Annotated in this window: 24 protein-coding genes; 4 read left to right on the forward strand and 20 right to left on the reverse strand. The window is 71.9% G+C overall.

The features are described 5' to 3' along the window. Nucleotides 1-193: 193 nt before the first annotated feature. From cbiE to CP982_RS09100, 7 genes are all read right to left on the reverse strand, one after another. Nucleotides 194-1,405 (reverse strand): precorrin-6y C5,15-methyltransferase (decarboxylating) subunit CbiE, encoded by a 1,212-nt coding sequence (cbiE, locus tag CP982_RS09070; protein WP_150510039.1) that lies wholly within the window; start codon nt 1,403-1,405, stop codon nt 194-196. 322 nt (nt 1,406-1,727) lie between these two features. Next, entirely contained in the window at nt 1,728-2,375 is a 648-nt protein-coding gene (locus CP982_RS09075; protein ID WP_150510040.1) for a GNAT family N-acetyltransferase, read from the reverse strand. A 174-nt stretch (nt 2,376-2,549) separates the two neighbouring features. Next, nucleotides 2,550-3,377 (reverse strand): MetQ/NlpA family ABC transporter substrate-binding protein, encoded by an 828-nt coding sequence (locus CP982_RS09080; RefSeq protein WP_150510041.1) that lies wholly within the window; start codon nt 3,375-3,377, stop codon nt 2,550-2,552. A gap of 1 nt (nt 3,378) precedes the next feature. Continuing rightward, on the reverse strand, nt 3,379-4,212 hold the full coding sequence (locus CP982_RS09085) for a MetQ/NlpA family ABC transporter substrate-binding protein (protein WP_150510042.1): 834 nt from the start codon (nt 4,210-4,212) through the stop codon (nt 3,379-3,381). Nucleotides 4,213-4,308: 96 nt separating this feature from the next. After that, nucleotides 4,309-5,058: a methionine ABC transporter permease gene (locus CP982_RS09090; RefSeq protein ID WP_150510043.1), complete on the reverse strand. Its 750-nt coding sequence runs from the start codon at nt 5,056-5,058 to the stop codon at nt 4,309-4,311. Further along, nucleotides 5,055-6,107 carry a methionine ABC transporter ATP-binding protein gene (locus CP982_RS09095; RefSeq protein ID WP_144002434.1) on the reverse strand — a complete coding sequence of 351 codons (1,053 nt, stop codon included), beginning with the start codon at nt 6,105-6,107 and terminating at the stop codon, nt 5,055-5,057. The genes CP982_RS09090 and CP982_RS09095 overlap by 4 nt, the downstream gene beginning before the upstream one ends. 392 nt (nt 6,108-6,499) lie before the next feature. Then, nucleotides 6,500-7,180 carry an HAD family hydrolase gene (locus CP982_RS09100; RefSeq protein WP_150510044.1) on the reverse strand — a complete coding sequence of 227 codons (681 nt, stop codon included), beginning with the start codon at nt 7,178-7,180 and terminating at the stop codon, nt 6,500-6,502. Between the two features lie 91 nt (nt 7,181-7,271). Here CP982_RS09100 and CP982_RS09105 point away from each other — a divergent pair, with 91 nt between their 5' ends. Together CP982_RS09105 and CP982_RS09110 are read left to right on the forward strand one after the other, a co-directional pair. Continuing rightward, a complete protein-coding gene (locus CP982_RS09105) occupies nt 7,272-7,631 on the forward strand; it encodes a hypothetical protein (protein ID WP_144002436.1) in 360 nt (119 codons plus the stop codon). A 7-nt stretch (nt 7,632-7,638) separates the two neighbouring features. After that, nucleotides 7,639-8,070, forward strand: a complete 432-nt coding sequence (locus tag CP982_RS09110) for a hypothetical protein (RefSeq protein ID WP_150510045.1) — start codon at nt 7,639-7,641, stop codon at nt 8,068-8,070. A gap of 7 nt (nt 8,071-8,077) precedes the next feature. Here CP982_RS09110 and CP982_RS09115 read toward each other — a convergent pair whose 3' ends face one another. From CP982_RS09115 to CP982_RS09125, 3 genes are all read right to left on the reverse strand, one after another. Beyond that, on the reverse strand, nt 8,078-8,602 hold the full coding sequence (locus CP982_RS09115) for a GNAT family N-acetyltransferase (RefSeq protein WP_150510046.1): 525 nt from the start codon (nt 8,600-8,602) through the stop codon (nt 8,078-8,080). Nucleotides 8,603-8,642: 40 nt separating this feature from the next. After that, nucleotides 8,643-9,167: an RNA polymerase sigma factor gene (locus CP982_RS09120; protein WP_150510047.1), complete on the reverse strand. Its 525-nt coding sequence runs from the start codon at nt 9,165-9,167 to the stop codon at nt 8,643-8,645. A gap of 74 nt (nt 9,168-9,241) precedes the next feature. Then, nucleotides 9,242-10,432 (reverse strand): glycerophosphodiester phosphodiesterase, encoded by a 1,191-nt coding sequence (locus CP982_RS09125; protein ID WP_150510048.1) that lies wholly within the window; start codon nt 10,430-10,432, stop codon nt 9,242-9,244. A 501-nt stretch (nt 10,433-10,933) separates the two neighbouring features. Between CP982_RS09125 and CP982_RS09130 the strand changes: the two genes are divergently transcribed. After that, nucleotides 10,934-11,539 carry a lysophospholipid acyltransferase family protein gene (locus CP982_RS09130; RefSeq protein ID WP_225987046.1) on the forward strand — a complete coding sequence of 202 codons (606 nt, stop codon included), beginning with the start codon at nt 10,934-10,936 and terminating at the stop codon, nt 11,537-11,539. Between the two features lie 72 nt (nt 11,540-11,611). Here the strand turns inward: CP982_RS09130 and CP982_RS09135 are convergent, their stop codons facing one another. The 5 genes from CP982_RS09135 to CP982_RS09155 all read right to left on the reverse strand — a co-directional run bounded on the left by CP982_RS09135 (nt 11,612) and on the right by CP982_RS09155 (nt 17,654). Beyond that, complete coding sequence (locus CP982_RS09135) at nt 11,612-13,156, reverse strand: MFS transporter (RefSeq protein WP_150510049.1); 1,545 nt, start codon at nt 13,154-13,156, stop codon at nt 11,612-11,614. Further along, nucleotides 13,153-13,704 carry a TetR/AcrR family transcriptional regulator gene (locus tag CP982_RS09140; protein ID WP_184925423.1) on the reverse strand — a complete coding sequence of 184 codons (552 nt, stop codon included), beginning with the start codon at nt 13,702-13,704 and terminating at the stop codon, nt 13,153-13,155. Before CP982_RS09140 ends, CP982_RS09135 begins: the two co-directional genes overlap by 4 nt. Before the next feature lie 131 nt (nt 13,705-13,835). Further along, nucleotides 13,836-14,813 carry an aldo/keto reductase gene (locus tag CP982_RS09145; protein WP_150510051.1) on the reverse strand — a complete coding sequence of 326 codons (978 nt, stop codon included), beginning with the start codon at nt 14,811-14,813 and terminating at the stop codon, nt 13,836-13,838. A gap of 123 nt (nt 14,814-14,936) precedes the next feature. Then, nucleotides 14,937-16,367, reverse strand: a complete 1,431-nt coding sequence (argH, locus tag CP982_RS09150; protein WP_150510052.1) for an argininosuccinate lyase — start codon at nt 16,365-16,367, stop codon at nt 14,937-14,939. 93 nt (nt 16,368-16,460) lie between these two features. Further along, nucleotides 16,461-17,654: an argininosuccinate synthase gene (locus tag CP982_RS09155; protein WP_138958637.1), complete on the reverse strand. Its 1,194-nt coding sequence runs from the start codon at nt 17,652-17,654 to the stop codon at nt 16,461-16,463. Nucleotides 17,655-17,830: 176 nt separating this feature from the next. On the opposite strand from CP982_RS09155, the gene CP982_RS09160 reads away from it, so the two are divergent. After that, nucleotides 17,831-18,838 carry a bile acid:sodium symporter family protein gene (locus tag CP982_RS09160; protein ID WP_150510053.1) on the forward strand — a complete coding sequence of 336 codons (1,008 nt, stop codon included), beginning with the start codon at nt 17,831-17,833 and terminating at the stop codon, nt 18,836-18,838. Between the two features lie 144 nt (nt 18,839-18,982). On the opposite strand, the gene CP982_RS09165 is transcribed toward CP982_RS09160, so the two are convergent. From CP982_RS09165 to argC, 5 genes are all read right to left on the reverse strand, one after another. Next, nucleotides 18,983-19,528 carry an arginine repressor gene (locus CP982_RS09165; protein WP_030680925.1) on the reverse strand — a complete coding sequence of 182 codons (546 nt, stop codon included), beginning with the start codon at nt 19,526-19,528 and terminating at the stop codon, nt 18,983-18,985. A gap of 7 nt (nt 19,529-19,535) precedes the next feature. Next, nucleotides 19,536-20,795 (reverse strand): acetylornithine transaminase, encoded by a 1,260-nt coding sequence (locus tag CP982_RS09170; RefSeq protein WP_150510054.1) that lies wholly within the window; start codon nt 20,793-20,795, stop codon nt 19,536-19,538. Further along, on the reverse strand, nt 20,792-21,709 hold the full coding sequence (argB, locus tag CP982_RS09175; RefSeq protein ID WP_150510055.1) for an acetylglutamate kinase: 918 nt from the start codon (nt 21,707-21,709) through the stop codon (nt 20,792-20,794). The genes CP982_RS09170 and argB overlap by 4 nt, the downstream gene beginning before the upstream one ends. A 66-nt stretch (nt 21,710-21,775) precedes the next feature. Then, on the reverse strand, nt 21,776-22,927 hold the full coding sequence (gene argJ, locus CP982_RS09180; protein ID WP_150510056.1) for a bifunctional glutamate N-acetyltransferase/amino-acid acetyltransferase ArgJ: 1,152 nt from the start codon (nt 22,925-22,927) through the stop codon (nt 21,776-21,778). Continuing rightward, nucleotides 22,924-23,952 (reverse strand): N-acetyl-gamma-glutamyl-phosphate reductase, encoded by a 1,029-nt coding sequence (gene argC, locus CP982_RS09185; RefSeq protein ID WP_150510057.1) that lies wholly within the window; start codon nt 23,950-23,952, stop codon nt 22,924-22,926. The genes argJ and argC overlap by 4 nt, the downstream gene beginning before the upstream one ends. Between the last annotated feature and the right edge of the window lie 147 nt (nt 23,953-24,099).

Consider the following 24,099-nt stretch of genomic DNA (forward strand, 5'->3'; position numbering starts at 1 on the left):
CCGCGGCAGCGTGATCGGCCACGGTCCGCTGTGGACTGCGCCACGTCGCGCGTCCAGCGGTCCCGCCGTACCACACGCACCCCCCAAAACGGGCGAGCTTTCCGGACATTGACTCAGGAATCGCCGGGCGCCCAGGTGCGGTACAACGATCGGCCAGCCTACCGCGCACCGCGCGGTAGGAGGGCCGCCAGGGTCACGCGGTGCGGTCGAGAAGCAGCCCGGAGAGCAGGAAGACGACGGTCCGCTTCCGCTCCGTCCAGGCGCGGGTGTCGAGTTCGACGGACTGCAGGAGGGCGCACTCGACGGCGTATCCGTGCTCCGACAGGTTCCGGCCCAGGAGTTCGGCGGCGTCGCGGGTCGGGGCGTGCGTGACGATGCGCTCCGGGCGTCGGTCGGCGACGGCGGAGACCACCGCCGCTCCCCCGCCCCCGACGCGTACGACGTCGGGTTCCGGGAGGCTTTCGAGGACGTGCGGCGCGGTGCCGTGCACGATGTGGGCCTGCACGCCGAAGCGGCGCGCGACGGCCGTGGCGCGGCCGCAGGCGTCCGGGTCGCGGTCCACGGCGATGACGGCGGCGCCGAACCGCGCCGCCTCCGCGGCGAACGCGCCGCTGCCGCAGCCGATGTCCCAGACCAGGTCGCCCACGCGGGGGCCGAGGCGGGCGAGTTGGGCGGCGCGGATGCGGTCGGTCTCGCCTTCGCCGAGCTCGTGCTCGCCGCCGTACGCGGCGGCGGGCAGGGCCCAGCCGCGCGGGTCCGTACCGGGGTCGCGGCCCGCGATCCAGCCGCTGTCGTGGGCGGCGGCGCCCCCGATGACGATGACGACGTTGGGGTCGCGCCAGCTGTGGTCGGCGGCCTTGTCCGAGGTGACGACGGAGACCTGCTCCCGCTCGGTGCCGAGCTCCTCACAGATGACGAAGGTGCGGTGGACGCCGTCGAGGAGCAGGCCGAGCTCCGCGGGCCCGGCGCCGGGCGAGGTGAGCACGGCGACCTTGCTGTGCGCGCGGCAGACGTTCACGGCCCGGCGCAGCGTGCGCCGGTGGGCGACCACGACCTGGGCGTCGTCCCAGGGCATGCCGGCCCGGGCGAAGGCCTGGGCGACGGCGGAGACGGCGGGGACGACCTCGACCTCCAGGCCGAACTCCGGGGCGCGCAGCGTACGGACGACGCCGAAGAAGCCGGGGTCGCCGTCCGCGAGGACGACCGCCGTGCCGCGGTGGGCGGCGATGCGGCGGGCGGCGAGGGAGACGCTGCCGAGGCGGATGCGCTCGGCCGTCGGCGGGACCTCGGGGAGCGCGAGGTGGTGGGCGGCGCCCGCCACGAGTGTCGCGGCGCTCAGCGCGGAGCGTGCCGCGGTGGTCAGCGGCGAGCCGTCCCAGCCGATCACCGTGACCCGGTCGGCCATCGTCGTCTGTCTCCTGCGGTCGCGGGTCGTCGGGTGGGAGGCCGGTGGGTGCGGCCCGGTGGGAGCGTACCTGCTGCGCGGCCGGGGAACGCCGCCACGGCGGCGTCCCGGTGGAATCCAGCCCGTCCGGCGCGTGAGGACGAGGCCGCGGGCCGGTGGGAGAGTACTTGCTGTGCGGCCAGGGGACGTCGCACGGCGACGTCACGGTGGAATCCAGCCCGTCCGGCGTTTGAGGACGAGGCCGCAGGCCGATGGGTCCAGCCCGTCCGGCGCCTGAGGACGAGGCCGCAGGCCGATGGGCAGCTCACGCCGCCCGAGGCGCTCAGTTCCAGTCGGAGAACGCCGTCAGGTGTTCCGTGACGCCTTCGAGGTCCTCCGGCAGGAGGCTCCACACGATGAGGTCGGTGCGCAGGTCGATCCAGCCGCCGAGCGGGTCGCCGCCGTTTCTGACCCGTGCTATCCAGGCGCCGCGCAGGACGCCCTCGCTGATGCAGCCGATCTTCTGCGCGACCTGCTGCGCCGCGGTGTTGTCGGCGGCGGTGCGCAGCTCGATGCGCTCGAACTTCTGGTCGTGGAAGAGCCACTGGGCGGTGGCGAGCGCGGCCTCGGACGCGTAGCCCTCGCCGCGGGCCCAGGGGGCGGTCACGTAGCTGAGTTCGCTGGAGCGCACCCGCCAGTCGGTGCGGCGCAGCTGGACGGCGCCCACCAGGCGCTGGGTGAGGAACTCGGTGACGGCGAGCGAGATGCCGCGCCCGGCGGCCCGCTCGGCGGGGGCCTGCTCGGTGATCCAGGCGCGCGCGTCGGCCTCGGTGTACGGCTGGGGCACGGCGGTCCAGGCGGTGACGAGCTCGTCGTTCATCATCTCCGCGTACGCGGGGACGTCCGCCTCGTCGAGAGGGCGCAGCACCAACCGCTCCGTGCTGATGGAGATGTCGGGAAACCCCGAGGAGCCTGTGGAGGCTGTAGTCATGCGCCGCTCCGTAACCTTCTCGGGCCTGTCGCTCCGTGAACCGTGGTGGCCCTGGGGGACCTTCAGGCCTGCTGAAGTGTTCAGCATGCAGCATGCTGACGCGCAGTCGCACCACGGGGTCCTCTCCGCGTCGCGAAGAGGACCCCGTGCGTGTGGCCAGGACACCGGTGCGGGTCAGCCCGTCGTGACGGGCAGCACCGACCCCTTGTACTCGTCCTCGATGAACTTCTTCACCTCGGGCGACTTCAGGAGCTTGGCGAGCTTCCTGACCTCGGGGTCGTCCTCGTTGCCCCGCTTCACGGCGAGGACGTTGTTGTACGGGTTGTCCTTCACCGACTCCAGGAGGATGGCGTCCTCCTTGGGGCTCAGGCCCGCGTCGAGCGCGAAGTTGTTGTTGATGACGGCCGCGTCGACGTCCTTCAGGGAGCGCGGCAGCTGCGCGGGCTCCAGGGGCTTGATGGTGAGCTTCTTCGGGTTGGCCGCGATGTCCTCGGGGGTGGCGTTCGCACCCGCACCCTTCTTGAGCCCGATCACGCCCTTGGAGGCGAGCAGTTGGAGCGCCCGGCCTTCGTTGGTGGTGTCGTTCGGGACGGCGACGGTGGCTCCGGACTTCAGCTGGGTGACGTCCTGGAGCTTCTTGCCGGAGTCCGCGTACACGCCCATCGGCGGCAGGTAGACCTCGGTCACCGGCACCAGGTCCGCCTTCTTGGAGGAGTTGAAGTCCTTCAAGTAGGGGGTGTGCTGGTAGAGGTTGGCGTCGAGGGAGCCCTCCTGGAGTGCGGTGTTCGGCGCGACGTAGTCGGTGAACTCGCGGATCTGGAGGTCGAGGCCCTCCTTCTCGGCCAGGTTCTTCTGGATGTACTCGAGGACCTCACCGGCCGGGGTCGGGGTGGCTCCGACGACGAGCTTGTCGCCGTCGGAGCCGGAGCCCGAGCCGCAGGCGGTCAGGCCGAGCGCCAGGGCCAGGGCCCCGGCCGCCACGGCTGTGACCGGCGTCCGCATGTCAGAACGCCGCGACGATGGAGCCGTCGTACTTGTCGTCGATGAACTTCTTGACCTCGGGCGAGGTGAGGAGCTTGACGAGCTTCTTCACGCGCGGGTCGTTCTCGTTGCCCTTCTTCACGGCGAGGAAGTTGCCGTAGGGGTTGCCCTTGGCCTTCTCGGCGACGAGGGCGTCCTTGGCGGGGCTGAGGTCGGCCTCCAGGGCGTAGTTGCCGTTGATGACCGCGGCGTCGACGTCCTTGATGGTGCGCGGCAGGGCCGCGGCCTCCAGCTCCTTGAACTTCAGGCCCTTGGGGTTGGACGCGATGTCCTTGGGGGTGGCCTCGAAGCCGACGCCGTCCTTGAGCTTGATGACGCCGTTGTCCGCGAGGAGCTTCAGGGCGCGCGCCTCGTTGGTGGTGTCGTTCGGGATGGCGACCGTCGCGCCCTTGCCGAGCTCGTCGAGCCCCTTGACCTTCTTCGAGTAGACGCCCAGCGGCTCCAGGTGCACCGTGCCGTTCGGGACGGGGACGATGTCCGTCCCGTTCTTCTTGTTGAAGTCGTCCAGGTACGGCTTGTGCTGGAAGTAGTTCGCGAAGACCTCACCCTGCTGCGTCGCCGTGTTCGGCGTGACGTAGTCGGTGAACTCCTTGACCTCCAGGTCGAGGCCCGCCTTCTTCGCCAGCTTCTTCTGGACGAAGTCGAGGATCTGGCCCTGCGGGGTCGGGGTCGCGGCGACGACGAGCGGGCCGTCCTTGTCGCCCGCGGAGCCCTTGTCCGAACCGCAGGCGGTGAGCCCCAGGGTGAGGGCTCCGGCGGTCAGGACAGCAGCTGTGATCTTGGTGGTGTTACGCACGAAAAGTGCCTTTCTCCATGGGTGGTACACCCCCGCGGTCGGTGGCTGCGGGGTGGCGCTGGGCGTTCGCTGGGCGAACTCAGCAGATCTGGGGGCTCAGGAGGCCTTGACGGGCTCGGCCTCGGCCGTGAGGGTCTTCGGGGTCTTGGCGCGCAGCAGCTTCAGGGTCGGCGCGGGCCCCGAGTGACCGCCGCGCCGGTGGAGCCTGCGCGCGGCGAAGTCACCGACGAACTGGATGATCGAGATGACCACGGCGAGGATGCCGACGGTGATCCACATCAGCTCGGTCTCGAAGCGCTGGTAGCCGTAGCGGACCGCGAGGTCGCCGAGGCCGCCCGCGCCGACGGTGCCGGTGATGGCCGAGTAGCCGATGAGGGCGACCACGGTCGTGGTGGCGCTGGAAATCAGCGACGGCAGCGACTCCGGTACGAGGACCTTGCGGACGATCGTCCAGGTGTTGCCGCCCATCGACTGCACGGCCTCGACCAGGCCGTGGTCGACCTCGCGCACGGCCGTCTCGACGAGGCGGGCGAAGAACGGGATGGCGCTGATCGCGAGCGGCACGATCGCCGCCTCACGGCCGATGGTGGTGCCGACGATGGAGCGCGTGAAGCCCATCAGGGCGACCATGAGGATGATGAACGGCATCGAGCGGCCGATGTTCACGACCTGCCCGATCACCTTGTTCACGACGACGTTCTGCAGCAGGCCGCCGCGGTCGGTGAGCACCAGGAGCAGGCCGAGCGGCAGTCCCGCGGCGACCGCGATGAGCGCCGACCAGCCGACCATGTAGAGGGTGTCCCAACAGGCCTGCTCCAGCAGGGGCTGCATTTCGTCCCAGGTCACTTGGCACCTTCCTTCACCAGCACGGAGTCCTGCGGCGCGGGCGTGTCGTGCCCGGCGACGTCGACCTGGAGGCCCTGCTCGCGCAGGAAGCCGATGGGCACGACGTTCTCCTCGAAGCGGCCGGGCAGCTCGATGCGCATGCGCCCGACCTGCTTGCCCGCGACGGTGTCCATGGCGGCGCCGAGGATCGAGATGTCGATGTTGTACGTGCGCGACAGCTGGGAGATGACCGGCTGCGTCGCGGCCTCGCCGTGGAAGGTGACGTCGACGACGGTGCGGTGGTCGCCGGAGGCGGCGCCGCTGAGCGGGAACAGCGCGGCGGCGAGCTGCGAGCCGGGCGTGGCCAGGAGCTCGCTGACGGTGCCGGACTCCACGATCTGCCCGCGCTCCATCAGCGCGGCCGAGTCGCAGACGGTCTTGACGACGTCCATCTCGTGCGTGATGAGCAGGACGGTCAGGCCGAGCTGCTGGTTGAGGTCGCGCAGGAGCTGGAGGATGGAGCGGGTGGTCTCCGGGTCGAGGGCGCTGGTGGCCTCGTCGGAGAGCAGCACCTTCGGGTCGCCCGCGAGGGCGCGGGCGATGCCGACGCGCTGCTTCTGGCCGCCGGAGAGCTGCGCCGGGTAGGACTTGGCCTTGTCGGCGAGGCCGACGAGGTCGAGCAGTTCGAGCGCCTTGCGGCTGCGCTCCTTGCCGGACAGGCCGAGGATTTCGAGCGGCAGCTCGATGTTGGCCTGCACGGTGCGCGAGGACAGCAGGTTGAAGTGCTGGAAGACCATGCCGATGCGGCTGCGGGCGGCCCGCAGCTCCTTGCCCGCGCGCGGGCCGCGTCCGGCGAGCGCGGTGAGGTCCTGGCCCGCCACCGTCACGGTGCCGGAGCTGGGACGCTCCAGGAGGTTCACGCAGCGGATGAGCGAGGACTTGCCGGCGCCGGACTGGCCGATGACGCCGTACACCTCGCCTTCGCGTACGTGGAGGTCGACTCCGTCGAGGGCGGTTACTTCACGACCGCGTGAGCGGTAGACCTTGGTAAGGCCGGAAGTGGTGATCACTGGGTTTCCGTCACTGTCGAGTGCGCGGCGCATGGTGTCGCCGGGGCACGGGGCATTCGTTCGGAACGCGGCACGGTTCTCGCGGTGGCGGTGGAACCGGAGGACGTGTGCGCGGGGCGGGCTCGCTTCCTCCGTGTCGCCCGGGGGCGGGACGCGGGGTGCGGGGCACGGCGGCTTCGCTTCGGGGCGCGAGGCTCAGTGGTACAGGGGCCCTCAGAAGGCGCACATTCGACACATACAACGAGCACCGGGCGTCGTCATCGCCTCGGTCGCAAGGGTGCGGTTGCTCGTCGTGGTCATGCGGACAGTAAAACACGCGGGCCGCGTCGCACCGCCACCGCTGTCCGAATAGCGGACGCTCGACGCCCGCCAGTCGGACGGTCGGCGTCGCCTCACAGGCCCCTTCCGACGCGGGTGACGATCTCCACCCCACCCGCTGTGGCCTGCGCCGACACCTCCGAGAGGTCCCGCACGAGCACATCGGCGGACAGCTCGGCCGCGGAGTGCGTTGTGGTCAACGCCACGGTGGTCATGCCCGCGGCCCGGCCCGCCGTGAGACCCGCGGGGGCGTCCTCGAAGACCACGCAGCGCGCCGGGTCGACGCCGAGCGTCCGCGCGGCGAGCAGGAAGGGCTCCGGGTCGGGCTTGCCGCGGGTGATGTCGTCGGCGGCGATCAGCGTCTTGGGGCGGATGCCCACCTCGCCGAGGCGGGCCTCGGCCAGGCGGCGGGTGGCGGAGGTGACCACGGCCCAGCGCTCGGGCGGCAGCGAGGCGAGCAGATCGAGGGTGCCGGGCAGCGCGACGACGCCGCCCGCGACGTCGGAGACCTCAAGATCCTCGATCCGCGCGACCGCCTCCGCGACCCGCTCGGCGGGCAGCAGATCGGCGACGATCTCGGCGGCGGGGCGTCCGTGCAGCTCGACCCGCCCGAAGTCCTCGGCGGTGATCCCGTACTCCCCCGCCCAGCGCGTCCAGCACCGCGTCACCGACTCCATCGAGGAGATCAGCGTGCCGTCGTTGTCGAACAGGAGCGCCTCTGCCTGGATCTTCCGGGGATCAGCCTGGGTGTTCATGGGGATCGACCCTACGCGGACACCGCCCGGCCGCTCCCGGGCCCCCGGGGCCGCGCGCATCGGGCCTTTTGGCCCGTAATAGGGTCTCGGCATGCTTGTTGCCCTGACCGTCGCGACCTCCGTGGCCGCGCTCGCGCTCGCGGCCTGGTGCGGCTTCGCCGCCTACCGGGACCAGCCGACGAAGGACTGGCACTTCATCGGCATGGGCGTGGTCACCCTCCTCGCCCTGATCCAGCTGATCGTCGGCATTGTGCAGCTGGCCCGGGGCGAGCACCCGGAGCAGGGCACGACGATCTTCGTGGCGTATCTGATCGGCTCGTTCGCCTGCGTCCCGGCGGCGGGCTTCATGTCGCTGGCCGAGCGCACCCGCTGGGGCTCGGCGACCGTCGCCGCGGGCGGCGTGGTCCTCGCCGTGCTCGAAGTGCGCCTGTACGACATCTGGGGAGGCTGAGGTGGCCGTGACCGCGTCCGGAAAGGCACCCGAGCAGGACGGGCCGAAGCGGCAGAAGCTGATCAGCGGCCCCGGCATCCTGCTGGTGTGGCTGTACGGCGTGATGGTGGTCGGCGCCGTGTCGCGCTCGGCGGTGCAGATCGCGACGGACTTCGACAGGGCGCCGCTCGCCTACACCCTGTCGGCGCTCGCCGGTGTGGTCTACGGCTTCATCACGTACTCACTGGTGCGCGGCGGCGAGACGGCCCGCAGGGCGGCGCTGGTGTGCTGCGCCGCCGAGCTGGTCGGCGTGCTCGGGGTCGGGGCCTGGACCCTCGCGGAGCCGTCCGCGTTCCCGGACGCGACGGTCTGGTCGGACTTCGGCATGGGGTACCTGTTCATCCCCGTGCTGCTTCCGGTGACCGCCCTGTACTGGCTGCGCCGCTCCAGGCGGCCCTGACCTGCGCCTAGGCGCTGGCCACGAAGGCCGGCGCGGGGGCGGCGTCGGTGGCGTCCTTGGCGAGCGTCACCACCGTCAGCTTCTCGTCCACGCGCCGGGTGCTCACCGGCGCGTACCCGTGCTTGCGGTACAGCTGGAGGTTGCTCTCGCTGCGGTGGCCGGTGAACAGCTCGAAGCGGCGGGCCGCACCGCCCTCGCCGAGCCGTCGCTCTATCGCGTCGAGGAGCCGCCCGCCCAGGCCGTGCCGCTGCATCCGCGGGTGGACGACGAGCTTGCCGACGCGGGCCGTACCCGTCCCGTCGACGCTGGCCCGTACGGAGGCCACGACCTCGGTGCCGAGCCGCGCGACCAGGACGGTGCCCCCGGCCAGCTCGGCCTTGAGGGAGTCCAGGGACTGGGTCAGGGGCTCGATCGAGTAGTCGCCGTAGAGCTCGGCCTCGCTCTGGTAGCAGAGGTACTGCAGTTTGAGGATCTGCTCGGCGGCGTCCTGGTCGTCGGCCGCCGCTTCCGAGATGGTCACGCTCATGCCCATGTGTGCATGCCTCCCGCTCACCTGCTCCACCGGTTGTCCCTCACTCCTTTCCCCACGGGCCAGGAGTCGCAACCTCTTGCGCGAGCATTCTGCGCAGGCATCCCAGGCATCGGGAACGTTCCGGCCCCAAAGATCCTTGTGACATTCCCAACTCTCCTGCGATTTCACGGTAAGTGAGGTCCTTGGGCGACAGAAGTGCAGCCAGGAGCCGAGGACACCGTCCGGGGAGCTTGCGTACGGCCGCGCGCAGGATGCGGTGCCGGTCGGCCCGCAGCACGCGCTGCTCGGGGCCGCCCTGGAGGTCGTCGGCCGGTTCGGTGACGTACGGCCGCTCGCGGCGGGCGGTGTGCCGGCTGCGGTGGGCCTCGTCGCGGACGGCGGCGCGCAGCCAGTCGGCGGGGTCGGTGAGCGACCCCTTGGCGTCCAGGTGTTCGAGCAGGCGCAGCCACACGGCCTGCTCGAGGTCGCCGGGTTCGGCGCCGGAGCCGTGCGCCTCCGCCGAGGCCTCCGCGGCGAGCAGCGGACGCAGGGCGGTGACGAGGTCGGGCGAGAGCGAGGGCGTCATATCCGCGACGACGCGGCCGTTTCGGCGCCGGGTTTCCGAAACGGCCGCGGCTCACCCCAACCGGGAGTTCTCCGTCATTCGTTGACAGAACCGCCGGCCCGGAAGTCGGCGGCCGCGAGGAGCGCCGTGTCCGGGTTGTCGGAGAAGATCCCGTCGATGCCGGTGGCGAAGTACTTCTTGAACGCGCCGAAGGCGTCGCCGTACGCGGTGGGGTCGGTGCCCTTCTTGAAGTCGGCGGGCAGGAAGGTGTTCTCGTTGCGCATCGTGTACGGGTGCAGGATCAGGTCCGCCGCGTGGGCGTCGCGCACCAGCGTGGTCGGCTCCAGGAGCTTGCCGTCGGGGCCCTTGGGGATGATCAGGTCCAGGGTCGGGCCGATGCCCTTGGCGTACGAGGCCATCCAGCGCAGGCCCTCGGGCTTGATGAGGTCGGCGACGGTGCGCGGGTCGTTCGCCTCGACGAAGTCCCACGGGCGCGAGTTCGCCGTCGAGAGCAGGACGACGCCGGGCGCGTCGACCAGCTTGCGGAGCCGCTGGATGCTGCTGGGCTCGAAGGACTGCAGGAAGTTCGGCGAGTGCCTGCGGTGCCGGTTGTAGCGGCGCAGGAGCTTGGCGAGGGGCTCTTCGAGGCCGAGGCCCAGCTTGCGGAAGTAGGTGGGGTGCTTGGTCTCGATGTGCAGCCAGACCCGGCGGCCGCGCTCGCGGCCCGCGCGCTCGGCCCAGCGCAGGACCTCTTCGAGGGTCGGCACCTCCCAGCGGCCGTCGTAGAGGGTGTTGCGCTGGCGGGTGCCGGGGATGCGCTCCTTGGCGCGCAGCGTCTTCAGCTCGGCGAGCGTGAAGTCCTCGGTGAACCAGCCGGTGAGCTGGGCGCCGTCCACCGACTTGGTCGTCTTGCGGTCCGCGAACTCCGGGTGCGCGGCGACGTCCGTGGTCGCGGTGATGTCGTTCTCGTGACGGCAGACGAGATGGCCGTCCTTGGTGGGCACGACGTCCTGCTCAATGACGTCCGCGCCCATGTCGAGGGCGAGTTGGTACGAGCCGAGCGTGTGCTCGGGCCGGTAGCCGCTCGTGCCGCGGTGCGCGATGACCGTGGGCACCGGCAGGTCGCCGCCGTGCCCGTGCCCGTGGCGGCCCTCGGCTCTCGCCACGCCGGGCGCGCCCGCGACGGCCGCGCCCGCCCCGAGGACCGCGGCCCCCAGGACGGCCCGCCGCCCCGGGCTCGTCCCCGTCCGCCGCTCGGCCGTCGCGCCGTATTCCTCGTTCGCCATGGAGGGCTCCCTCTTCGTGTACTGCCTTGTGCCGCCTTGCACCTGACAAAGCGGCACCGATCGTAGGTGGCGACAGGTGACGTACGGGAGACCCGGGGTCGAACGTACGGGTGACGCGCGATGGCCGAAGGCCGCACGGGGCGCGAGGGCGCGCGTGCCCGGCGCGGGCGGGAGGCGGGCTTCAGGCCGTCCGGGCCCCGGGCGGGCTTCCGGACGCGGCCGTCGGCGAGCGTGAGAAGGGCCACTCGGACAAGCCGCGCAGTTCGTACGGCGATACGGTCGTGGTCGAAGGACCCTCGTGGGGCAAGGGGCACGCAAACTCAGGTCAACTCTGCGTATCGGTCGCATGAACCCGATGTGCGTTCAACGGGGACCCGCGAGTATGGTCCTCACCTGCAGCGACTTGCCGTCGACCCGTTGACACCGGAGGAACCGTTGTCCCGTCTAGCGCTCCTGAAGGCAGTGCTCGGACCGATCTTGCGCCTGACGTTCCGCACGAGAGTGGAAGGTGCCGAGAACATCCCCGGGACCGGTCCGGTCATCCTGGCCGGAAACCACCTCACGTTCATCGACTCGATGATCCTGCCTGTCGTCTGTGACCGGGCGGTCTACTTCATCGGCAAGGACGAGTACGTCACGGGCAAGGGCCTCAAGGGCCGCCTCATGGCGTGGTTCTTCACCGGCGTCGGCATGATCCCGGTGGACCGCGACGGCGGCCGGGGCGGCGTGGCCGCCCTGATGACCGGCAAGCGGGTCCTGGACGACGGCCAGATGTTCGGCATCTACCCGGAGGGCACCCGCTCCCCCGACGGCCGGCTCTACCGCGGCCGCACGGGCATCGCCCGGCTCACGCTGATGACGGGCGCGCCGGTGGTGCCGTTCGCCATGATCGGCACGGACAAGCTGCAGCCGGGCGGCAAGGGCCTGCCGCGCCCGGGCCGGGTGACGGTCCGCTTCGGCGAGGCGATGGAGTTCTCCCGCTACGACGGCATGGACCGCGACCGCTATGTGCTGCGCGCGGTGACGGACTCCGTGATGACGGAGGTCATGCGTCTGTCCGGGCAGGAGTACGTGGACATGTACGCCACGAAGGCGAAGGCGGCCTGAGCAGGGCCGCCCACGGCGAAGGGCCGCACCCCGCGCGGGGTGCGGCCCTTCGCCGTGGGCCGGGCGGCGGCGTCAGGGGTGCTCGACGCCGTCGTCCAGCTTCTGCCCCTTGAGCAGGAACCAGGCCGCGACGGCCGTGGCGAGCAGCACCGCGGCGCCGACGCCCGCGGCGACCCGCAGGCCGTCGACGAAGGCGTCCTGCGCGGCCGACACGAGCGGGCCCGCCGTGTGCGCGGGAAGGCCGGCGCTCGCCTCGACGGCGCCGCCGAGGGATTCGTGCGCGGCCGACGCGACGTCGGCCGGGGTGCCCGCCGGGGCGGTGAAGTCGCGGTAGACGCCCGTGACGATGGAGCCGAGCAGGGCGATGCCGAGGGCCGCGCCCAGTTCGTACGCCGTCTCCGAGACCGCGGAGGCCGCGCCCGCCTGCTCCTTGGGCACGCTGGACAGGATCACGTCGGCGGTCACCGTGAAGGAGAAGCCCGCGCCGACGCCGACCACGAGGAGCGCGGCGCCGAGGAGCGGATAGCCCGTGTGCTGGCTCAGGGTGGTGAGCGAGGCGAGGGCGAGGCCCACCGCCGCGAGTCCGCCCGCGACCACGGCGCGCACCGAGAACCGGCGTGCCACCAGGCCCGCGATCAGGCCCGCCGTCACCGCGCCGAGCGCGGCGGGCAGTTCGGCGAGGCCCGCCTCGAACGGCTGCCTGCCCTGGACTAGTTGCAGGAACTGCGACAGGAAGAAGACCAGACCGGACAGGCCGAGGATGGTCAGCAGGTCGGCGAGGACGGCGGCGGAGAAGCCGCGGTTGCGGAACAGCCGCATGTCCAGGAGCGGCGCCTGGAGGGTGAGCTGGCGCCGGACGAACCAGGTGAGCGCGCCGACACCGACGGCGCCCGCGGCGAACACCTCCCAGCCCGCGCCGGTGGCCGCCGCCTCCTTGACCGCGTACACCACGGCGATCATGCCGATGAGGGACAGGGCGACGCTGATCAGGTCCCAGGGGCCGGGCGCGGGGTTCTTGGACTCGGGGAGCAGCTTGATGCCGACGAGGACGAGCACGGCCATCACGGGCAGGTTGATCAGGAAGACCGAGCCCCACCAGAAGTGCTCCAGCAGGAAGCCGCCGACGACCGGGCCGATCGCCGCGCCGGCCGACGCCATGGCGCCCCACACGCCGACGGCGATGCTGCGCTCGCGCGGGTCGTGGAAGATGTTCCGGATCAGGGCGAGCGTCGAGGGCATCAGCGTCGCGCCGGCGACGCCGAGCAGCGCCCGCGCCAGGATCATCAGCTCCGGCGTGGTGGCGTAGGAGTTGAGCACGGACACCGCGCCGAAGGCGACGGCCCCGACGAGCAGCAGCTTCTTGCGGCCGATGCGGTCGCCGAGGCTGCCCATGGACACCAGCAGGCCGGCGATCACGAACGAGTAGACATCGCCGATCCACAGGAGCTGGTTCCCGGACGGCTTGAGGTCCTCGCTGATGTACGGCGTCGCGAGGCCGAGGACGGTGGCGTCGACGGCGACGAGGAGCACGGCGAGGACGAGCACGGCCAGGGCCAGCCACCGGCCGGGCGGGCGGGCCACCTCGGTCGGCGAGGTGCGCTGTGCGGTCCTGGTCATGGTTCCACTCTCCGTCGTGCGCCGCCGATGAGCAGCTCGGCGATCATGTAGCTGAAGTCCTTGCTCGCGACGCGGCCGTCGAGGACGGCCCAGGCGCCGGAGCTGACGAGGCCGTACAGGGCCTCGGTGAGCCAGACCGGGGTCAGGTCGATGCGGAACTCGCCGCTCTCCTGACCGCGCCGGAACAGCTCGGCCACGCGGGTGTCGATCCGGGACCAGCCCTCGTGCTGCGACTCGCCCTCGAACAGCGCGTTCTCCGTGACGAGGAACGCGAGCAGTCCGGCGGCGGGCTGGAGCTCCTTGACCAGGCGCCGCAGCGCGTCGGCGGCGCCGCCCTCGTCGAGGCGGGCGGCGTCGAGGGCGAGCTCGCACTCCCTCAGGCCGAGGTCTTCGAGCGCGCGGACGAGCGCGTCCCGCCCGGCGAAGTGACGGTGCAGGGTGGCCCTGCTGACACCCGCGGCCTTCGCGACCTCGTCCATGGTCGCGGAGCCTTTGCGGGTGAGCAGGGCGGCGGCACCGCGCAGCACCTGGTCTCGGTCGACAGACATGAGACAACCATAGACCACATGAGACAGATTTGTCTCACGAGAGGCGTACGGGTCTTACCGCCGGGGCACGCCCTCGGAGAGACGGGCACAGCGAGTCGGCGTCAGGGTGTCAGGGCTTCGGCGTCCGGGCCTCAGTGCCAGGGCAGCGCGGCCCGCGTGCTCCAGTACGCGGCGGGCTCCTCGGCCAGGGCCCCGGCGCGCTCCAGGTCCTCCGCGTCCAGATCGACGGCCGCGGCGTGCAGGTTCGACACGAGCTGTACGGAGGTGGCGGCGCCGGAGAGCACGACGCCCGCCCAGGGCTCGCGCAGGACCAGGGCCAGGGCGACGGCGTCGCAGCCGAGGCCGGTCCGCTCGGCGACGGCGCGCAGGGCGGCGGGCGCGTGTTCACCGGCCAGGCGGCCGTTGGCCATGCCCTCCTTGACCAGGACGGTCAGACCCGCGTCGTGGGCCTCGGCGAGCGCGGGCCCGGCCGAGGTCTCCAGGGCGTTGTAGGTCGCCTGGACGGTGCGGAAGAGCGGCGCGCCGCCGACCGTCACGTCCAGGGCGGCGCGGATCGCCGCGGCCTGCTCGGGGCCGCTCACGGACAGGCCGACGGTGACGCCCTCGGCGGCGAGGTCGGCGAGCCGGGCGTGCAGCTCCTTGTCGGTCAACGCCGGGCTCCCGGGCGTGACCGAGTGGATCTGGTAGAGGTCGAGCCGCCCGCCGAGCAGCGCGGCGGTCTCGGCGCGCTGGCGGTCGTACGCGGCGACACTGTGGTCCTTGACCTCGTGCGCGGTGGCGTCGGTGCGCCAGTCGGCCGTGTAGGTGTAGCCCCACTTGCTGCCGACGACGACGTCGGCGGTGTCGGCGGCAGGCCTGCTCGCCAGCCAGTCGGCGAGGAACTCCTCGGAGCGGCCGTAGGAGCGGGCCGCGTCGACGTAGCGCACGCCGAGGGCGTAGGCGGCGTCGAGGAGTTCGAAGGCGCGCTCGCGCAGGGCCTCGACGCTGCGGGACGGCGGCAGGTCGGCCTCGCGGCCCAGGGTGATGTAGCCGGGCCTGCCGACGGCGGCCAGGCCGAGGCCGATGTGGGCGGTGGGGGTGGTGGCTTCGGCCAGGCGGGCGAAGGGCATGAGGGGCTCCACGCTTCGGGGGTGGGACGCGGCGAGGGGAGCACGCGGGTCGCGCACTCCCCTCCGCTCAACGTAACCCTCCCCGGGTGGGCGGGCCCTGGCGGGGCGCCCCGGGGCCGCTCGCTACGCGGTCCTGGCGGTCGCCCACCGGCGCTGGGCGGCCACGTCCGTCTTGATCTCGGCGAGCTGGACGGCGACCGCCGAGGGGGCGGTGCCGCCGCGGCCGTCGCGGGACGCGAGGGCGCCCGGCACGTTCAGGACGGTGCGGACCTCCGGGGTCAGATGCGGGGAGATCTTCGCGAACTGCTCGTCGGTGAGCTGGTCGAGCTCGATGCCCTGCGCCTCGCACTCCTTGACGCAACTGCCCGCGACCTCGTGCGCGACGCGGAACGGCACGCCCTGCTTGACCAGCCACTCGGCGATGTCCGTGGCGAGCGAGAACCCGGCGGGGGCCAGCTCCTCCATGCGCTCCCGGTTGACGGTGAGCGTCGCCATCATGCCGGTGAAGGCGGGCAGCAGGACCTCCAGCTGGTCGCAGGAGTCGAAGACGGGCTCCTTGTCCTCCTGGAGGTCGCGGTTGTACGCGAGCGGGAGCGCCTTGAGGGTGGCCATGAGGCCCGTGAGGTTGCCGATGAGGCGGCCGGACTTGCCCCGGGCCAGCTCCGCGATGTCCGGGTTCTTCTTCTGCGGCATGATCGAGGAGCCGGTGGAGAAGGCGTCGTGGAGCGTGACGAAGGAGAACTCCTTCGTGTTCCAGATGATGACCTCCTCGGCGATCCGGGAGAGGTTCACGCCGATCATCGCGGTGATGAAGGCGAACTCGGCGACGAAGTCCCGCGAGGCCGTGCCGTCGATGGAGTTGGCGGCCGAGCCGTGCTCGAAGCCGAGGTCCCGGGCGACCGCCTCCGGGTCGAGCCCGAGGGACGAGCCCGCGAGCGCGCCCGAGCCGTAGGGCGACACGGCGGTGCGCTCGTCCCACTGCCGCAGCCGCTCCGCGTCCCGGGACAGGGACTGGACGTGGGCGAGCACGTGGTGGGCGAAGAGGACCGGCTGGGCGTGCTGGAGGTGGGTGCGGCCGGGCATCGCGACGTCCGGGTGCGCCTCGGCGAGGCCGATGAGCGCCTCCTGGAGGTCGGTGACGAGGCCGCCGATGATCCGGGCGTGGTCGCGCAGATACATCTTGAAGAGCGTGGCGACCTGGTCGTTGCGGGACCGGCCCGCGCGCAGCTTGCCGCCGAGGTCCGGGCCGAGCCGCTCCAGGAGGCCGCGCTCCAGGGCGGTGTGCACGTCCTCGTCGGCGACGGTGCCCACGAACGCGCCGGACGCCACGTCCCCTTCGAGCAGGTCGAGGCCCGCCAGCATGCGCTCCAGCTCGTCGGCCGTGAGCAGCCCCGCCGTGTGCAGCACGCGCGCGTGGGCTCGCGAGCCCGCGATGTCGTACGGCGCGAGGCGCCAGTCGAAGTGCACGGAAGCCGAAAGCCGGGCCAGGGCCTCCGCCGGACCGTCCGCGAACCGTCCGCCCCAGAGCCGGACGTCACCGCTGTTGCTGCTCACTGCACGTACTCCTTGAAGAAGGTGGTGATGTGCGGCCGCCTCCCCGGCGCCGCGCGCTTCGGGGAGGCGGACCTCACGCTACCGCTGGGGGCCTCAGGCCAGGTCGCGCTTGGCGGCGATCTTCGACGACAGGGCGAAGATGTCGATGAAGCCCTGGGCCTTCGACTGGTCGAAGGTGTCACCCGTGTCGTACGTCGCGAGGTTGAAGTCGTAGAGCGACTGCTCGGACTTCCGGCCGGTGACGACGGCGCGGCCGCCGTGCAGGGTCATCCGGATGTCGCCGCTGACGTGCTGGTTGGCCTCGTTGATGAAGCCGTCCAGGGCCCGCTTGAGCGGGGAGAACCACAGGCCGTCGTAGACCAGTTCGCCCCAGCGCTGCTCGACCTGCCGCTTGTACCGGGCGAGCTCGCGCTCGACCGTGACGTTCTCCAGCTCCTGGTGGGCGGTGATCAGCGCGATCGCGCCCGGGGCCTCGTACACCTCACGGGACTTGATGCCGACGAGCCGGTCCTCGACCATGTCGATCCGGCCGATGCCCTGGGCGCCCGCGCGCTCGTTGAGCTGCTGGATCGCCTGGAGGACGGTGACGGGCCTGCCGTCGATGGCGACCGGGACGCCCTCCTTGAAGGTGAGGACGACCTCGTCGGCCTCGCGCGGGGTCGCGGGGTTGGAGGTGTACTCGTAGACGTCCTCGATCGGCGCGTTCCAGATGTCCTCGAGGAAGCCCGTCTCGACGGCCCGCCCGAAGACGTTCTGGTCGATGGAGTACGGCGACTTCTTGCTGGTCGCGATCGGCAGGCCCTTGTCCTCGCAGAAGGCGATGGCCTTGTCCCGCGTCATCGCGTAGTCCCGCACGGGGGCGATGCACTTCAGGTCCGGGCCGAGCGCCTGGATGCCGGCCTCGAACCGCACCTGGTCGTTGCCCTTGCCGGTGCAGCCGTGGGCGACGATGCCGGCGCCGTGCTTGTTCGCGGCGGCCACCAGGTGCTTGACGATGGTGGGCCGGGACAGGGCGGAGACCAGCGGGTACCGGTCCATGTAGAGGGCGTTGGCCTTGATCGCCGGGAGGCAGTACTCGTCGGCGAACTCGTCCTTGGCGTCCGCGACCTCGGCCTCGACGGCACCGCAGGCGAGCGCGCGCTTGCGGATGACGTCCAGGTCCTCGCCGCCCTGGCCGACGTCCACGGCGACGGCGATGACCTCGGCGCCCGTCTCCTCGGCGATCCAGCCGATGGCGACGGAGGTGTCCAGGCCGCCCGAGTAGGCGAGTACGACGCGCTCGGTCACGGGTTTCTCCTCACAGTGCATTCGCTCGCTCAGTGCATTCACTGATATGCATGAGTATGCATTGCTCCGCATGTTTCGTCAATCCGGGACGCGCTCCGCGGCGCACGGGACGCATGTAGTGACCACATATCGAGACGGGGTTGCGCCCCCGCGGTCGCTGGACGTTGCATCTCCGGGTGCGGACCGAACAGACGACTCCCAGCGCCACGGCGGCCGTCGGGGCCCCGGGCGGCGCCGACCGGGCCGCGCGCCGGGCCGTCACCGTCTTTCCCGTCCTGGTGCTCGCCGCGGGCGCCGTCGGACTCGCGGCCCCTGACGCCTTCGCGGGCTGGAAGCCGAGCGTGCCGTACCTGCTCGGCGTGGTGATGTTCTGCATGGGTCTGACGATGACCCCGGCGGACTTCCAGGGGGTCGCACGGCGACCCTGGGCCGTGGCGCTCGGCCTCGTCGCGCACTACGTGATCATGCCGGGCCTCGGCTGGCTGGTCGCCCACGCCCTCGACCTGTCACCGCAGTTGGCTGCCGGGGTGATCCTCGTCGGCTGCGCGCCCAGCGGCACCGCCTCGAACGTGGTGACGTATCTGGCGCGCGGCGACGTCGCGCTCTCGGTGTCCGTCGCGACCGTCTCCACGATGGTCGCGCCGCTCGTCACACCGCCGCTGACGCTGCTGCTCGCGGGCGAGTACCTGCCGGTGGACGCGGGCTCGATGGTGACGGACATCCTCAAGACGGTGCTGCTGCCCGTCGTCGCGGGCCTGCTGGTGCGGCTCTTCCTCGGCCGGTACGTGGACCGGGCGCTCGGCGCGCTGCCGTGGCTGTCCGCCGCCACCATCGCCGTCATCGTCGCGGTGGTCGTCGCGGGCAGCGCGGCGGCGATCAAGTCGGCCGCCGCGCTCGTCCTGCTCGCGGTGGTGCTGCACAACGGGCTCGGCCTCGCCCTCGGCTACGGCGCGGGCCGCCTGGCCCGGCTCGGGGCACCCGCGTCGCGCGCGATGGCCTTCGAGGTGGGCATGCAGAACTCGGGCCTGGCCGCGTCCCTGGCCACCGCCCACTTCAGCCCGCTGGCGGCCCTGCCCGCAGCGATCTTCTCGGTCTGGCACAACGTGTCGGGCTCACTGGTGGCGGCATGGATGGCCCACAAGGACAAGGCAGGCCGGGCCCCTTCGAGCCCGTCCGGCGATTGAGGACGAGGCCGCAGGCCGACCGACCCACTGGTGGCGGCATGGATGGCCCGCAGACAGAAGACCAGCAGCGGGAACTGAAGCCCGTCCGGCGATTGAGGACGAGGCCGCAGGCCGATCAGGCCGCGCCAAGGCCGGGGCCCGGCCTCAGTGCTCGTTGGACGCCAGCCGCAGCAAGTGGTCGGCCAGGGCCTGGCCCCCGGTCGCATCCCTGCTGATAAGCATCACCGTGTCGTCGCCGGCGATCGTGCCCAGGATGTCGTGCAGCTCGGCCTGGTCGATCGCGGAGGCGAGGAACTGGGCGGCTCCGGGCGGGGTGCGCAGCACCACGAGATTGGCGGAGGCCTCGGCGGAGATGAGGAGTTCGCCGGACAGGCGCCGCATCCGCTCCTCCTTCGCCGACTCGCCGAGCGGGGCCCGCGGCGTGCGGAAGCCGCCCTCGCTCGGCACGGCGTAGATGAGGTCGCCCTCGGCGTTGCGGATCTTGACGGCGTTCAGCTCGTCGAGGTCGCGGGAGAGGGTCGCCTGGGTGACGCTCAGGCCGTCGTCGGCGAGGAGCTTCGCCAACTGGCTCTGCGAGCGCACCGGCTGCCGGTTGAGGATGTCGACGATCCTGCGGTGCCGTGCCGTGCGGGTCTGTGGCACCGCGGGCCCGGCGGACTCCCCGCGCTCGTTGCGCTGCGCATGGCTCATCGTCGTCTCATTCTCCGGATCGTCCGTCCCCGTTCGCCGCGGCCGCGGCCTGGTCGAGGACGCCGGGCAGGGCCCGGAGGAAGGCGTCCACCTCGGTGTCGCCCACGTTCAGGGCAGGCATCAGCCGTACGACATCGGGGGCGGGCGCGTTGACCAGGAAGCCGGCGTCCTGAGCCGCCTGCTGCACCTGCGCGGCCAGCGGCTCGGTGAGCACCATACCCAGCAGGAGGCCCGCGCCCCTGACATGGTCGACCATGCCGTGCCCCGCTGACTCGATTCCGTGCCGGAGCCGTTCGCCCGCGCGCTTGGTGCGGTCGAGCAGCCCCTCGGCGGTGATCGTGTCGAGCACGGCGAGCCCTGCGGCACAGGCGACGGGGTTGCCGCCGAAGGTCGTGCCGTGGTGGCCGGGGCGCAGCAGCTCCGCGGCCGCGCCGAAGGCGACGGTGGCGCCGAGCGGCAGGCCGCCGCCGAGGCCCTTGGCGAGCGTGACGACGTCGGGGAGCACGTCCTCCTCGGCGAAGTGCGCGAACCAGTGGCCGGTGCGGCCGACGCCGGTCTGCACCTCGTCGAGGACCAGGAGGGTGCCGGTGGCGCGGGTGATCTCGCGGGCCGCCCTCAGATATCCGGCGGGCGGCACCACGGCGCCGTTCTCGCCCTGGATCGGCTCGATGATCACGAAGGCGGTGTCCTCGGTGACCGCCGCGCGCAGGGCGTCGACGTCTCCGTACGGTACGTGCGTCACGTCGCCGGGCAGCGGCAGGAACGGCTGCTGCTTGCCGGGCTGGCCGGTGAGGGCGAGCGCGCCCATGGTGCGGCCGTGGAAGCCGCCCTCGGTCGCGACCATGTGCGGGCGGCCCGTCAGCCGGCCGATCTTGAAGGCTCCCTCGTTGGCCTCCGCGCCGGAGTTGCAGAAGTACACGCGTCCGTCGCGGCCGAAGAGCTGGAGCAGCCGCTCGGCGAGCGCGACGGGCGGCTCGGCGACGAAGAGGTTCGAGACGTGGCCGAGCGCGGCGATCTGCCGTGAGACGGCGTCCACCACGGCCGGGTGCCCGTGGCCGAGCGCGTTCACCGCGATGCCGCCGACGAAGTCGACGTACTCCTTGCCGTCCGCGTCCCAGAGCCTGCTGCCCGCGCCGCGCACCAGGGGCAGGCGCGGGGTGCCGTAGTTGTCCATGAGCGCTCCCTGCCAGCGCGCGGTCAGCGACGCGTTGAACGAGGGGGCCGGGGTGGACGGGGTGGACGGGGTGGACGGGGTGGCGGCGGTCATGCCGTGGCTCCCTCGGTCGGCGCGTCGGGCACGACCATCGTGCCGATTCCTTCATCCGTGAAAATCTCCAGCAGGATCGAGTGCTGGACCCGGCCGTCGATGACGCGGGCCGTCTGCACGCCGTTGCGCACCGCGTGCAGACACCCCCGCATCTTGGGGACCATGCCGCTGGACAGCTCGGGCAGGAGCTTCTCCAGTTCCGTGGCGGTGAGGCGGCTGATCACGTCGTCGCTGCGGGGCCAGTCCTCGTAGAGGCCCTCCACGTCGGTGAGGACCATCAGCGTCTCGGCACCAAGCGCCGCAGCGAGTGCCGCAGCCGCCGTATCAGCATTGACGTTGTAGACATGCCCCGTGTCACCTTCGTCCTGGGAGCGGGCGATGGAGGAGACCACCGGGATGCGGCCGTCGGTGAGCAGCGCCTGGATGGCTCCGGTGTCGATGTCGGTGACCTCGCCGACCCGCCCGATGTCGACCGGCTCGCCGTCGATGAGCGGGCGGTGCCGGGTAGCGGTGATGGTGTGCGCGTCCTCGCCGGTCAGGCCCACGGCCAGCGGGCCGTGCTCGTTGAGCAGGCCCACGAGCTCCCGCTGCACCTGCCCGGCCAGGACCATGCGGACGACATCCATGGCCTCGGGCGTCGTGACGCGCAGGCCCGCCTTGAACTCGCTGACCAGGCCCTGCTTGTCGAGCTGGGCGCTGATCTGCGGGCCGCCGCCGTGCACCACGACGGGGCGCAGGCCCGCGTGGTGCAGGAAGACGACGTCCTGGGCGAAGGCCGCCTTCAGCTCGGCGTCCACCATGGCGTTGCCGCCGAACTTGATGACGACGGTCTTGCCGCGGTGCCGGGTCAGCCAGGGCAGCGCCTCGATGAGGGTCTGCGCCTTGGGCAGGGCGGTGTGCTTGCGGGTGCTCATGGGGTGTTCAGGGTCCTTGGGTTCAGGACGGGCTGCCCGGGGCGGGACCGAGCGGTCCCGCCGGGCTCAGGACGAGTAGGCGCTGTTCTCGTGGACGTAGTCGGCGGTGAGGTCGTTGGCCCAGATGACGGCGGACTCGGAGCCCGCGGCCAGGTCGGCGGTGATCTTCACCTCGCGGTAGCGCATGTCGACGAGGTCGCGGTCCTCGCCCACGGAGCCGTTCTTGCAGACCCAGACGTCGTTGATGGCGACGTTGAGGCGGTCCGGCTCGAAGGCGGCGCCGGTGGTGCCGATGGCGGACAGGACGCGGCCCCAGTTGGGGTCCTCGCCGTGGATGGCGCACTTGAGGAGGTTGTTGCGGGCGATGGAGCGGCCCACCTCGACGGCGTCGTCCTCGCTCGCGGCGCCCACGACCTCGATGCGGATGTCCTTGCTCGCGCCCTCGGCGTCGCCGATGAGCTGCCGGGCGAGGTCGTCGCAGACGCCGCGGACGGCCTCGGCGAACTCCGCCTGGCCCGGCGTGACGTCGGCCGCGCCGGAGGCCAGGAGCAGCACGGTGTCGTTGGTGGACATGCAGCCGTCGGAGTCGACCCGGTCGAAGGTGAGGCGGGTCGCCTCGCGCAGCGCCTTGTCCAGGTCGGCGGCGGGCAGGTCGGCGTCGGTGGTGAGGACGACCAGCATGGTGGCGAGGCCGGGGGCGAGCATGCCCGCGCCCTTGGCCATGCCGCCGACGGTCCAGCCCTCGCCCTCGAAGACGGCCGTCTTGTGCACGCTGTCGGTCGTCTTGATGGCGATGGCGGCCTTCTCGCCGCCGTGCGGGGACAGCGCGGCCGCGGCCGCCTCGACGCCCGGCAGGAGCTTGTCCATGGGGAGCGTGACGCCGATGAGGCCGGTGGAGGCGACGGCGACCTCGGCCGCGTCCACCCCGAGCGCCTCGGCCGCCTTCTCGGCGGTGGCGTGCGTGTCCTGGAAGCCCTTGGGGCCGGTACAGGCGTTGGCGCCGCCGGAGTTGAGGACGACCGCGGCCACCTGCCCGCCCTTGAGGACCTGCTCGGACCAGAGCACGGGGGCGGCCTTCACGCGGTTGGAGGTGAAGACGCCCGCGGCGGCGCGGCGGGGCCCGCTGTTGACCACGAGGGCCAGGTCCGGGTTGCCGTTCTCCTTGATCCCGGCGGCGATACCCGCAGCCTGGAATCCCTTGGCTGCCGTGACACTCACGGTGCGACTCCGATCGTCGAGAGCCCCAGCTCCTCGGGGAGCCCCAGGGCGATGTTCATGCTCTGCACCGCGCCGCCCGCGGTGCCCTTGGTGAGGTTGTCGATGGCGCTGATCACGATCACGCGGCCGGAGCCCGGGTCGTGGGCGACCTGCACGTGCACGGCGTTCGAGCCGTAGACGGAGGCCGTGGCGGGCCACTGCCCCTCCGGGAGCAGACGCACGAACGGCTCGTCGGCGAAGGCCTTCTCGTACGTGGCGCGCACGCTCTCGGCGGTGACGCCCGGCCTGGCCTTGGCGCTGCACGTGGCGAGGATGCCGCGCGGCATGGGCGCGAGGGTGGGCGTGAAGGAGACCGACACGCGCGTGCCCGCCGCCGCGCTGAGGTTCTGGATCATCTCGGGGGTGTGCCGGTGCACACCGCCCACGCCGTACGGCGACATGGAGCCCATGACCTCGGAGCCGAGGAGGTGGGGCTTGGCCGCCTTGCCCGCCCCCGAGGTGCCGGAGGCCGCGACGATCACCGCCTCGTCCTCGACCAGGCCCGCGGCGTACGCGGGGAACAGCGCGAGCGAGACGGCCGTGGGGTAGCAGCCGGGCACCGCGATGCGCTTGGTGCCCGCGAGGGCGGCGCGGGCACCCGGCAGCTCCGGCAGGCCGTACGGCCAGGTGCCGGCGTGCTCGCTGCCGTAGAACCTCTCCCAGTCCGCGGCGTCCGCGAGGCGGAAGTCCGCGCCCATGTCCACCACGAGCACGTCCGGGCCGAGCTGCTCGGCGACCGCGGCGGACTGGCCGTGCGGCAGGGCGAGGAAGACGACGTCGTGCCCGGCGAGCGTCTCGGCGGTGGTCGGCTCCAGGACGCGCTCGGCGAGCGGCGTCAGATGCGGCTGGAGGGCGCCGAGGGGCTGGCCCGCGTTCGAGTTGGCGGTGAGGGTGCCGATCTCGACCTCGGGGTGCGTGAGCAGCGTGCGCAGCAGTTCCCCGCCCGCGTATCCGCTCGCCCCCGCCACCGCTGCGCGTACCGTCATGGACTCCTCCTCGTGAATGGCATGAATATACAAGCTCTTGCAGATCTATGCAATGGAGATCTTGTGCCGCCCCGGTCTCCCGGACGGCACCGGTGTCCGGTGGCCAAGACACCACCGCCCCGGTCGGCGGTTGCCGACCGGGGCGAG

It is taken from the genome of Streptomyces spectabilis, assembly GCF_008704795.1.
In the GTDB taxonomy this organism is placed as follows: domain Bacteria; phylum Actinomycetota; class Actinomycetes; order Streptomycetales; family Streptomycetaceae; genus Streptomyces; species Streptomyces spectabilis.

Excerpts from the sequence above, each read along its gene's own strand:
- CP982_RS09145 (WP_150510051.1), bottom strand. The coding sequence starts at position 14,813 with ATGCCCTTCGCCCGCCTGGCCGAAGCCACCACCCCCACCGCCCACATC.
- CP982_RS09140 (WP_184925423.1), bottom strand. The coding sequence starts at position 13,704 with ATGTCTGTCGACCGAGACCAGGTGCTGCGCGGTGCCGCCGCCCTGCTC.
- argC (WP_150510057.1), bottom strand. The coding sequence starts at position 23,952 with ATGACGGTACGCGCAGCGGTGGCGGGGGCGAGCGGATACGCGGGCGGG.
- CP982_RS09120 (WP_150510047.1), bottom strand. The coding sequence starts at position 9,167 with ATGACGCCCTCGCTCTCGCCCGACCTCGTCACCGCCCTGCGTCCGCTG.
- CP982_RS09170 (WP_150510054.1), bottom strand. The coding sequence starts at position 20,795 with ATGACCGCCGCCACCCCGTCCACCCCGTCCACCCCGTCCACCCCGGCC.
- CP982_RS09115 (WP_150510046.1), bottom strand. The coding sequence starts at position 8,602 with ATGGGCATGAGCGTGACCATCTCGGAAGCGGCGGCCGACGACCAGGAC.
- CP982_RS09135 (WP_150510049.1), bottom strand. The coding sequence starts at position 13,156 with ATGACCAGGACCGCACAGCGCACCTCGCCGACCGAGGTGGCCCGCCCG.
- argB (WP_150510055.1), bottom strand. The coding sequence starts at position 21,709 with ATGAGCACCCGCAAGCACACCGCCCTGCCCAAGGCGCAGACCCTCATC.
- CP982_RS09165 (WP_030680925.1), bottom strand. The coding sequence starts at position 19,528 with ATGAGCCATGCGCAGCGCAACGAGCGCGGGGAGTCCGCCGGGCCCGCG.
- CP982_RS09105 (WP_144002436.1), top strand. The coding sequence starts at position 7,272 with ATGCTTGTTGCCCTGACCGTCGCGACCTCCGTGGCCGCGCTCGCGCTC.
- CP982_RS09100 (WP_150510044.1), bottom strand. The coding sequence starts at position 7,180 with ATGAACACCCAGGCTGATCCCCGGAAGATCCAGGCAGAGGCGCTCCTG.
- cbiE (WP_150510039.1), bottom strand. The coding sequence starts at position 1,405 with ATGGCCGACCGGGTCACGGTGATCGGCTGGGACGGCTCGCCGCTGACC.
- CP982_RS09075 (WP_150510040.1), bottom strand. The coding sequence starts at position 2,375 with ATGACTACAGCCTCCACAGGCTCCTCGGGGTTTCCCGACATCTCCATC.
- CP982_RS09080 (WP_150510041.1), bottom strand. The coding sequence starts at position 3,377 with ATGCGGACGCCGGTCACAGCCGTGGCGGCCGGGGCCCTGGCCCTGGCG.
- CP982_RS09125 (WP_150510048.1), bottom strand. The coding sequence starts at position 10,432 with ATGGCGAACGAGGAATACGGCGCGACGGCCGAGCGGCGGACGGGGACG.